Consider the following 10,549-nt stretch of genomic DNA (forward strand, 5'->3'; position numbering starts at 1 on the left):
GTCAGGCCTCCGTCTTCATGCGCCGCTCATGGGCGAGCCGCTTGGGTCCTGTCGCCAGGATGTGTTCGGTCGCCAGCACCGGATTGACCAGCCAGATGCGGACGAACTGCAGCGCGAAACGCAGGTAGTCGCGCTTGAAATGGTAATAGCGCAGCACCGGCCAATTGCGGGCATAGTGGTAGCGGCGGATCGAGCGCAGGTAGCCCTCATGCTTGTCGGCAATGGCCACTTCGGCGTCACGGTTCTTCTCGTAGGATTTGTCGGCCCCAGTCGTGGCGTGCTGCACGAACAGCGTCTCCTTTGTGCCGATGAACCAGCCCCCCGAGAGTGCTAATCGGATGGCCAGATCTACATCCTCCACCCGCCGCAGCCCCGTGTCGAACCCGCCAAACTGCCGCAGCACATCCGTTCGTGCCATCAGCGCACAAGTAGGCGTGCCGCTATTGTAGCGCCATCCCGTCAGCTTCCGGTGAAACAGTAGGTAGTCCGCCAGCGCCGGTCCATGCGGTCGAATATCATCCGCACCTATGGCTGGTAGCAGCTTACGGTATCCGTTGGGATAAAGCCGTTCCCCGCCCGCGTAGCAGGCGACGGGTACGTCGGGATGGCTGCTCTCGAACGCCTCGATTGCCGCCACTTGCGCCGAAACGCGACCCGGCAGGCTCTCGTCGTCATCGTCGAAAAACGCGAGGAACTCGCCGCTGGCCGCCGCAATGATCGCGTTGCGCGCCACCGCCGGCCCGCCATTGCGCTCCAGCCGGATCAGCTGCGCCCGCGACTCATCACTGATCAGATCGTCCACCACATCCGCTGATCCATCGGTCGAGGCGTCATCAGCGATCAGCACTTCAAGCTCGGGATAGTCCTGCGCCAGCGCACTGGCAATCGCCCGCCCGATGGTCTCGCGCGCATTATAGCAGGTGATCCCGATGCTGACCGTCCTGGCCTGGCTCATGAACGCTCGTTATTGCGATGAAACCGGGAAAAGGCCCGGTTGCCGTCCAGATTGGGTAAGGCAAGCCACAGCCTTTGCCAAGTCCGCCGCGGGTGGGTCAGCGCAGCCAAACCCATTCGTGCCGCAAAGCGCAGCCGATGCCCCGCCAGCCAGTGGTGCTTGGTCATCGTCCAGTCCCGGCAGTAGCGATAATGTCGCGCATCATCGAACACGCTCCGATGCTTGTCGATCAGCATCAGCTTGTAGGTTAATTCGCCCGCCAGCGATTTGTCCGATGTCCGTGTCAGCGTCTGCGTCACCAGCGGCTCCCCGATTCCGACGAAATGGCTGCCCCCCAGTGCCGCCCGCACGCAGAAATCGGTGTCCTCCACCCGCCGGAACGCGGCGTCGAAACCGCCCAGCGCCCGATAGGTCTGCGTCCTTGCCATCTGAGAGCAGGTCGCCAGCGCACCATAGCCATCATCGAGCGGCGCGCCCGTCAAAATCCGCCGTGCCACCGCCACTCCATGCGGGGCAACGACACCAGTCCGCTCCCCCATGGTCCGTTCGATCCGGCTCCCCCCGTCCAGCATGATCTGCCGCCTGGCCGTGTGGCAGATCACTGGGGACCCACCGGCAAACTGCGCCTCATAATCAAGTGTCCGCTCGACCTGCCGCCGCACTCGATCCGGCGCGCTCTCATCGTCATCGTCGAAAAAGCAGATGAAATCGCCCCGCGCCTCGGCCACAATCTGGCTGCGCGCCGCCCCGACCCCCTGGTTGCTGGTCTGCCGAACCGCGCGGACTTCCTGATGCGCCGCCATCAGCGCCGAGATGACCGCCCAACTCTCGTCTGTGGACGCATCGTCCACGATGACAATGTCCAGGGGCCGCCAGTCCTGTCCCAGCGCACTCGCAATGGCCCGACCGATAGTGTCCTCGGCGTTGAACGCAGTTATGCCGATGGTGACGAGCGGCGTCATACCACGCCGCCAGACCGGCGCTTAAGGTAGGACGGGATCAAGCGTGGCGCGAGCGCATAGCCCAGGGCCCGATAGAACCGGCTCTTGAGCTTCTGCTTCTTGTTGCCCCAGAAGTTTGAGCGCGCGAACATCTTGGATGCAAGGTACACGCCCTTGCCATTGAGATAGTCCCGATGTTTGTCGCGCAGCATCAGCGCGTAATGCAGCGGCTTGGTGCCGGACTTGTCGGCGCTCTGGGTCTTGTACTGGGTGATTAGCGGCCGATTGACCGCGATGAAATGCGCCCCCATCTGGGCGCCGCGAATGGCCATGTCCCATTCAGCGCAGCGTCGAAAATCCGCATCAAATGGCCCGATGGTAGCAAAGGTGGATTTGCGCGCCATCAGCGTACAACTGCCGAACATCCCCCAGACCCGGTCCGGCGATGCCCCGATCCCCAGGATATAGTCCGCCACCTCCGGTCCATGTGGCTCCGGCCCTGCCCGGCCAATGGCCTGGGCAATATGGTCTGGCGTATCCTGCCCGTTTTTCACAACGGCCCGGTTTGTATAGCAGAGCACCAGTTCGGCGCCCGACTCTGCCTCATAGGCCTTGATCCGCTCGACCTGGGCTTTCAGGCGGTCGGCCACATTGTCGTCGTCATCATCGAAAATGGCGACGAATTCGCCCGATGCATGCTCGAGAATGGTGTTGAGCGCCGCGGGGTAGCCCTTGTTCAAGTCGTGCCGCACGATTCTGAGCCGCGGCTCCCGCGCGGCCAGGTCCGTCAGAATTTCCCAAGAGCCGTCGGACGAGCAATCATCCACCGCCACCACCTCCAGCGCTGGCCAGTCCTGCGCCAGCGCACTCTCCACCGCCCGCGCAATCGTATCGCTTGCGTTGTGGCAGGTAATGCCGATTGTGATGTTGGGATGCATCTTACATCTTGCCGCCAAAAGTGCTGATCCACCAGCCTTTCAGAGCTGTTTTCCAGTTGGAATGGATCGCATTGCTCCCGGCGAAGGGCTCTTTCAAGTGCGCAAACTTCGGATCTGCGTAGTCGACCTTGAACGGCAGCTTACCCTGCCATTGGTCAGGGTTCTTGGTCGCGATGCACAGCACATAGACAGACGCACGGAAGTCGTTGTTGAACGACAGATAGCCAACCTCAAGCCCCTCGTCCTTGAACATGCGTGTCAACGCTTGCGGGGTAAAACGCCAGAAGTCGCCATAGTCAGCATGCATCTGCTGGACAAACGGAACGACCACAATCACCACGTCTTTGGACATAGCGCACAGATTGGAAAATGCGGTTCGGAAGTCGTAAACGTGTTCAAGTGTTGTGTGGTTGAACACGACATCGAATCTTGCCTTGAGGTCGTCGGACAGGGGCTGTTCAAGGTCTAGAAACAGTTCGCCGTCCGCCCCCTGAAACCCTCGCTTATCTGCATCGAAATTGGTGATCGTATAAGTTGTTGCAGCACCAAAGTATGAGCGATACGTCCGGCCTTGTTTGTCTGAATCCTTCCAGCCACTGACATTGACGACGTCGCCGCCAAATATGGAAGCGTACTTAGCCAATTCGCGGTTTGACCACTGGCGCGGAACTTGATGCACTCGTTCCATTGTCAAACGTCAGCTCGCCGCAACAGCATCGAAAAGCCCGCATAGGTAGAATTCGCGTCGTTCCAGTACGACTTGCGGTCGTGGACTGCCCTGATGCTTGAGGGATAATAGTCTCGGCGCACGATCTCCATATCTGAGAAGAGATGCCCTATACCCGAGGGTGTTGCCCTCCAGTGGTCCCCATAGTAGGGCCCCTCGTGCACTGGGTAGAAGAATGGCATGGCAACGTACAGGAAACCGCCCGGCCTAACGAGACGCACAATGTTTGGAGCGGCAAGCCAAGGCTTGTCGATGTGTTCAATGACCGACATAGCCAGTACGAGGTCATAGTCTGGCATGCTGTTGGGCAGATCCATCAAGTCCCCGTGAATATGACGAGGGTGGTCGAACGGCCCTAAGTCGAGAGTCTTGAATTCTGCACTGGAAAAATAGCTTTCATAAACACTGCCCTCCTTGTCGGATGCATCGGGAGTTGCCCCGAGGTTGAGCACTGTCTTGGGTGCCATTTTCTTCGCATACTCGCGGAGAAAATGGTTCTGATGCTTCCGGAAAACAGATGCGCCCCTAAAGGGGATAACGAATGTTTGCATAGCCAATCTACTTCTTCGCAAAAATTACGTAGCCAGTGGTCTGAAGCGGGTTGCCTGGCAACAGCTTGTCCATTGCTCTACTTAACGGCTCTGACCCATCGGATCTTCTGGCGAGTTTCTTGAGGGGCCACACAAGACTCGCCAACGTAGCTGCACGACCACGCACCGGATACAACGTGACGTCGCGAAAATCCCTAAAAAGGTATGCTAATCCGTCTCTAGTAAACCGATAGAAGTCCTGAAATTTTAGGTCCTTAGGCGCATGATAATTCATCAGGAAGGGGGTGAAACCCAGAAAAAATCCGTCCGCCCGAATGTGTTTTGCCATGTTATCAACCGCTGCCTTTGGGTCATAAACATGCTCAAGTATCGAATGACATATTATTGCGTCATACATCTCGTCCGGATAAGTATCTATGTCACAAACATCCATAATAATGTCCGGATACCCATCAAACTGATTTATGTCTGCACTTTTGGCCTGCCCAGGGGCAAACATCTCCCAATTTTCGCGTGACGACTTTCCGATGTCTAAGATCGAGGGAGCATTATCAGCAATCTGTTTTGTAAGGACAGAGAGCAGCGCGGGCAGTCTGCCGCTCCATTTTTCATCGATCTTTGTTCGATGAATGATTGATCGCATCTCTTCATTTTTGCTTTGAACTGTCATTTCATCTCATACGTTTCTTCTGGTGAATACCTCACCACGTTGGACTTCAAATATCGAACTGCAGCCGCGCACTGTGGATAGCCGATGTGCGACGACAATAATCGTTATCGCGCCTTGGAGCAGGTCAATCGAGCGCATTACCGCTGCCTCGGTTTCCGTGTCTAGCGCGCTGGTCGCTTCGTCGAGCACCAAAACATCAGGCTGGTTGTAGAGCGCACGAGCAATGCCGATTCTTTGAACTTGCCCGCCTGACAGTCGTGATCCGCGCTCCCCAACAATTGTGCCATAGCCTTGGGGCAAGTGTTCGATAAATTCGTGTATCTGGGCCTGGCGGGCGGCTTGCTCGACCTTTTCTATGTCAATGTTCATTTCGGGCACACCAAAGGCTATATTTGCGGCGATAGAGTCGTCAGCCAGGAAAATGGATTGCGGCACATAACCTATGTTGCGCTGCCAACTCGTAGAGTTGGCCGAGCTTAGCGAGACCCCGTCGACCAATATCTGTCCTGACTGGGGAGTGATGAGCCCCAAGAGCAAGTCCACTAACGTGCTCTTTCCAGCCCCGGTTTTCCCGATTAGCCCCACTTTTGTTCCAGCATTGATCGTGATGGAAACGTTGTTCAATGCCGTGCGCTCTGCCCCGGCGTAGCGGAAACTTATGCCTACGACCTCAATGCTGCCTTCTAGTGGAAGTCGGCTATCGCTATCCGCGCGATCCTGTTGCACGACTGGGCGCGCTATGTCGGCGTACAATTCCTCGAGGGCTGGCAAGTAGAAGCGCAGTTGACCGACACTCCTGAATATATCTTGAAAAGCGGGTAGAAGCCTGTATCCGGCAAAAGCGAAAAAGCTGACTAGCGGCAAAATTTCCGTCAGGTCTCTGCCTTGCGCAGCGAGAACAAGAAGTAAGGTAATGATGCCGCCAAATGCGATGGCCTGAACAAAAAAGTAGGGCAGCTCCCGGCTGATCTGGTTGTCGGCATACTGTTTGGCAAATTCCTTCGAAGGCTTGTCAAATCGGGCCAGATAGTCCTCCAGCCGTCCTAGGACCTTGAGTTCCTTGTAGCCTTGGAGGGCCTCGCTTGCGACAACGTAGCGGCGTGTATTTGCGTTGACGAAAGCACTCCCCGATTTTTTTGTTCGGGTCTTGGTGGCAGCAAATATGAGGGCGTAAGTTGCGCCGAGTGAAGCGCCCATTACCAAGGAGACGACTGGCTGAACCAACAGCAAAAGCGCCAGGATAGAAACTGAGACAACGAGCCCGGAAATGGCGCGCATAAGTGGCAGCAGCACCCCATTCGCGACATTCGCGACCTCTGAAAGGATTTTCTTAGACAGCGTTGCGGAGTTGCTGTTCAAAAAAAACTCGTAGGGCTGGTCGAGATAAGTGCCAAGCAGCCTCTTCCCTAGCGAGTGCAGCCGCATCGAAGAGTAGCGCTGTATGGCGTAGAGAGTAAGGCCGCGGAACGAAAGAGAAGCAAGGAAGGTGAAGAGCAGCACGCCGCCCAGCGCAATCAGGAATGCACGGCCGTCGGCGAATCCCAGACTGTCATACGCAAGTGACAGGGCCGGGTTACTGTGAATTATAGAGGGGTCCGTCAGCACTATGATGAACGGCATCACGGACGCGATACCTGCGACTTCCAGCAATGCCGAAATCATCATCATGCCGAGCAGCAGCAGCGCCTGGCGCTGTTCACGCGGGCTGAGCAGCGCACGCAGTTTTCGAAAGGTATCGAGCAAAAGGGTCTCTAATGGCTTTTTGCGGATCGCGCCTTCTTAGTCCGCACCCATCTGGATCACAAGCGCATTGGCGGGCTGGTCATCATCAACCCTGCTGCCGTGGCCAAGCGGCCACAACCTTCCACAGATATCGCCCGCTCCTGCGTCGCCTGTTTTGTTGCATATCCAAAGCACACTAGGTTCGGCCCTGTCATCAACACGAATCTGGCTGAGGTTCGTACGCTAAACCGGAGGGACGTGACTATGTTAATTTACTGGCTGCCCTTTGCCGCGGCGGGTTTCTTATCGCTCCTGCGCCCCACCCAAGCCCGCGCCGGCCTGGCTGCAGTTGCCGTTGGCTTGGTGGTGCTGGTGGGGCTGCGGCACAATGTTGGCACCGATTGGGGCACATATGCGTCCTGGGTGACCGATGTGGTTGATGCACCTTTGGCAAAAGCCCTTGCCCGCACCGACCCTGCCTATGGCTTGCTCAACTGGCTTGGTGCAAACGGGTTCGGCGGCATCTATTTCGTCACCTTGGTGTGCGCCATCCTCGCCATCGTGCCCTTGGCCTTGTTCTGCGCCACCCGCAAAAATCCTGGGCTGGCGCTCCTCGTGGCCATTCCATATCTCGTTACCGTGGTGGACATGAACTACACGCGCCAAAGCGTGGCCGTGGGATTTGCCATGCTCGCCATGATGTCTGTCGAGCGGCAACGAACCCTGCCCTTCCTGGCGGCGGTTACCATGGCGGCTTTGTTCCACAAGGCTGCCGTTTGCCTGTTCATCCTGGCGCCAGCGCTTTTTGCCGGTCGCTGGGACAGGCGCGCATTTCGTCAATTCGCGTTTATTGCGCTCTATGCCCTTCTCTTGAGCGGTGCACTCCTGTGGCGGAGCTTCCTGCCCTTGCTTCAGCAATATTTCGTGCGGGCCGGCGACCAGATCGGCGTCGTTACGCTCGAGCGGGAGGTTAAGTCCGGGCTGTACTCCGGTGGCGCCGTATTCCGTATCACCCAGACCGTGATTGCCGCCGGTGCCATATTGGTGCTGGCGTGGCGAACGAACCTTAGGGTGCCGGAAAAATGGCTCTGGGCGATCACCTCGGCAGCTATACTCGTTTTGTTTGCTGCGTCCTTTTTTCGCTCCACCTTTGCGGATAGGGCCGCACTTTACTTCCTGCCGCTGCAACTGCACGCCTTTTCGGCTCTGCCGGACGCACTTCCTCGCCCATTCGGGCAGTTGATGCATGTGGCCATAGTCGTATGCGCTGGGGCCGTCTTTTGGGTGTGGTTCCGATTCGGCAGCGACTCAGCCCTGTGGCTACCGTACCAATCAGCTTTGCAACACTGGTTCTAACGCAGACCGAAAGGACCCAGTCAATTCGTTCATCGATCGTCATCTTGCAGAGCCTGGGCCCAACCCCGGCGCCAGCGGGGCAGATCGTGGTGGCCAAGCTGCGCATTTTGTCCTAGTCAAAAATCTCCAGAACGCAGGATCGCGCCACAATGCAGCAACCGCCAAAGTCTCCCCAACGCGTGGGAATCATTGGCAATAATGCATTTTCTATAATCAATTTCCGCCTCCCGCTGATGCGCGAGATCGCGGCACGCGGACACCAAGTCTTTGCAATTGCAGCGGAATTTGACGCAGATTCAGTAGCGCTGCTGGCAGAAAACGGAATTTCCGCAATTCCCATGAGCCTGTCCAGAACTGGCTTAAATCCATTTCGTGATGCCCGCGATGTCTTCAACCTCGTCAAAACTCTAGGCGAATTGCGGCTCGATACCGTGCTCGCCTTCACCATCAAGCCGGTGATCTACGGTATGATTGCTGCGTCACTTGCCCGTGTTCCCCGGCGCCACGCGTTGATCGCCGGCCTCGGCTATGCATTCGGCGACACGGAGCGGCCAAGTCTGAAACGCCGCGTCCTCCACGCTATAGCGCGCACTCTTTATACGATTGCACTAGGGCGGGCGCACAATGTCTTCATGCAGAACCCCGACGATGTCGAGGACTTCGCCCGCATGCACATCGTCGGTCCGGAGAAAATGGTTCTTGTGAACGGAACCGGCGTCGATCTGGCCGCTTGGCCGCAACTAGTGCCAGTCACCGTACCGGTTACCTTTCTCCTGGCAGCCCGCCTGTTGGCCGAGAAGGGCATTCATGACTATGTTGCTGCTGCGAAAACGATCAAAGCCTCGGCGCCACATTCCCGTTTTTTGCTGCTAGGCGGGCTCGATTCCAATCCAAACGGCATCAGTCGGACCCAGGTAGAGCAATGGGTAGCGGACGGCTTGATCGAGTGGCCTGGCCATGTGCCGGTTCGGCCCTGGCTTGCTCAAGCAAGCGTGTATGTCCTTCCGTCGTACTATCGCGAAGGTATCCCGAGGTCGATCCAAGAGGCTTTGGCGTGTGGCCTTCCTGTTATTACCACGAACTCACCGGGGTGCCGGGAGACAGTCGTGCAGGGTGAGAACGGGTTTCTTGTCGCCCCGCGTGAGTCTGAACAACTGGTGCAGGCCATGCAACATTTTATCGACGATCCAAGGCGGATCGTTGACATGGGGCGCCAGAGTCGCCTACTCGCCGAGCAACGTTTCGATGTGCGCGTCATCAACGCACGAATGCTGGAAGTCATGGAGCTTTGACGGCTCTGAATCTGGAGTAGGCGATGCGGTCGAGGCGCGTTCGACGACTGGCGGTGGACTATCCGGTTCGTGACTTATCTTACGTCACGACACGTGGAGGGCGCGCCCGTCGGCATCGGTTTGTTCGGCAAATGAGGGCCTTTCTCGGGCCAGTCATTCTCGCCATCGTCGTCCAGGCGGTGATTTACACCTATGTCATCACCCGACCGGGTCGCTCGGATTGGCACAATATCACTACGGCCATAGCTGCGCTTTCGCTGGTGCCCTGCTTTGCAGCGCTGATACTTAATGCGTTTCGCCGCAATGAAGCGCCGATCGTGGTGTCGTCGGTCGTAAGCGCCGCTCTATTCAGCGTCGCGGTCAGCGTGCTGTCGGCCATGCGCGTTCCACTTAGCTATCAGGCACTGGTCTCTTGTCTGCCCGTCACCATCGTGCTGGCGACATACGCCAACCTCCGAGTTCACCGTGAGTTTGAAGACCATGTCGCTCTGGCGCCGTTTTCTCGCGACTTAGAATTGTCAGTTGAACTTGGAAAAATACCAATCTTGAGGGGGCCCGACGCCGACCTTAAGGACGTCGAAACGCTTTTGATCGACCCGCTGGAACATCACAGCCCCGAGTGGTCTCGACTGCTGGCAACCTGCTATCTCAGAGGCGTCGAGGTGATGCCATGGACCCGCTATCTGGAAGAGAAACGTGGAAGGCTTGATGTGACGAGCTTCGAGACGTCGCACCTTGCATACCGGCCCGGACAGTTGCTTTACGCAAGGCTCAAGCGCTTTTTCGACCTCATTGCGGCGGTAGTGACCCTACCGATCACGGTGCCATTAGGACTGCTGACGGCCCTCTACATCCAAGCGCGGGACCGCGGCCCAGTGCTTTATGTCCAGATCCGGCGCGGCTATGGCGACCGACGGTTTCGTATGTACAAATTGCGGACCATGTATCAGGGAGCCGGTGGCGGCTCGACTGGGGTAAAAGACAACCGCATTATCCCAGGCTGTCGGCTAATACGGAAGTTGCGGCTAGATGAACTGCCTCAAATCATCAACATACTACAGGGTGACATGAGTCTGATCGGGCCACGTCCAGTTGCAGAATATGTGTCGCGGTCTAGCGAGGCGGTTGAACCGAAGTATGCACTTAGATCGCTGGTTTTGCCAGGCATTACCGGATGGGCGCAGGTCACCACTGGATATGCCGGCAACACCGAAGAAGAGCTCGAAAAGCTCTCCTACGATCTTTATTACATCAAGCACCTCTCGCTCGACCTAGACCTGTTGATACTCTTCAAAACCATCAAGACGGTCATGTTCGGTCTAGGGGCTCGCTGAGTGGAAGCTGCCGCTGGTTGAGCTGCTGCCGGTTTTGAGGACACCGAGTTAAGGTGTTTTTGG

General features: G+C 57.2%; 10 protein-coding genes. 3 read left to right on the forward strand and 7 right to left on the reverse strand.

The window, feature by feature from the left end:
- Nucleotide 1 precedes the first annotated feature (1 nt).
- The 7 genes from NIM87_RS03820 to NIM87_RS03850 are packed head-to-tail and all read right to left on the reverse strand — an operon-like array spanning nucleotide 2 to nucleotide 6,525.
- Complete coding sequence (locus tag NIM87_RS03820) at nucleotides 2-955, reverse strand: glycosyltransferase family 2 protein (RefSeq protein WP_254673277.1); 954 nt, start codon at nucleotides 953-955, stop codon at nucleotides 2-4.
- Nucleotides 952-1,917: a glycosyltransferase family 2 protein gene (locus tag NIM87_RS03825; protein ID WP_254673278.1), complete on the reverse strand. Its 966-nt coding sequence runs from the start codon at nucleotides 1,915-1,917 to the stop codon at nucleotides 952-954. Before NIM87_RS03825 ends, NIM87_RS03820 begins: the two co-directional genes overlap by 4 nt.
- Nucleotides 1,914-2,834 (reverse strand): glycosyltransferase, encoded by a 921-nt coding sequence (locus NIM87_RS03830; protein WP_254673279.1) that lies wholly within the window; start codon nucleotides 2,832-2,834, stop codon nucleotides 1,914-1,916. Before NIM87_RS03830 ends, NIM87_RS03825 begins: the two co-directional genes overlap by 4 nt.
- A 1-nt stretch (nucleotide 2,835) precedes the next feature.
- On the reverse strand, nucleotides 2,836-3,522 hold the full coding sequence (locus tag NIM87_RS03835) for a hypothetical protein (RefSeq protein ID WP_254673280.1): 687 nt from the start codon (nucleotides 3,520-3,522) through the stop codon (nucleotides 2,836-2,838).
- 2 nt (nucleotides 3,523-3,524) lie between these two features.
- The gene (locus NIM87_RS03840) at nucleotides 3,525-4,112 is read right to left on the reverse strand and encodes a class I SAM-dependent methyltransferase (protein ID WP_254673281.1); all 588 of its coding nucleotides are present in this window, start codon (nucleotides 4,110-4,112) and stop codon (nucleotides 3,525-3,527) included.
- A gap of 7 nt (nucleotides 4,113-4,119) precedes the next feature.
- Complete coding sequence (locus NIM87_RS03845; protein WP_254673282.1) at nucleotides 4,120-4,782, reverse strand: class I SAM-dependent methyltransferase; 663 nt, start codon at nucleotides 4,780-4,782, stop codon at nucleotides 4,120-4,122.
- A gap of 6 nt (nucleotides 4,783-4,788) precedes the next feature.
- The gene (locus tag NIM87_RS03850; protein WP_254673283.1) at nucleotides 4,789-6,525 is read right to left on the reverse strand and encodes an ABC transporter ATP-binding protein; all 1,737 of its coding nucleotides are present in this window, start codon (nucleotides 6,523-6,525) and stop codon (nucleotides 4,789-4,791) included.
- A 99-nt stretch (nucleotides 6,526-6,624) separates the two neighbouring features.
- Between NIM87_RS03850 and NIM87_RS03855 the strand changes: the two genes are divergently transcribed.
- The 3 genes from NIM87_RS03855 (at nucleotide 6,625) to NIM87_RS03865 (ending at nucleotide 10,486) form a co-directional block, all read left to right on the forward strand.
- A complete protein-coding gene (locus NIM87_RS03855; RefSeq protein ID WP_254673284.1) occupies nucleotides 6,625-7,860 on the forward strand; it encodes an EpsG family protein in 1,236 nt (411 codons plus the stop codon).
- Nucleotides 7,861-8,009: 149 nt separating this feature from the next.
- Nucleotides 8,010-9,152: a glycosyltransferase family 4 protein gene (locus NIM87_RS03860; RefSeq protein WP_254673285.1), complete on the forward strand. Its 1,143-nt coding sequence runs from the start codon at nucleotides 8,010-8,012 to the stop codon at nucleotides 9,150-9,152.
- Nucleotides 9,153-9,283: 131 nt separating this feature from the next.
- Complete coding sequence (locus tag NIM87_RS03865) at nucleotides 9,284-10,486, forward strand: sugar transferase (RefSeq protein ID WP_254673286.1); 1,203 nt, start codon at nucleotides 9,284-9,286, stop codon at nucleotides 10,484-10,486.
- The last annotated feature ends 63 nt before the right edge of the window (nucleotides 10,487-10,549 follow it).

Source organism: Devosia ureilytica (assembly GCF_024273195.1).
GTDB lineage: Bacteria > Pseudomonadota > Alphaproteobacteria > Rhizobiales > Devosiaceae > Devosia > Devosia ureilytica.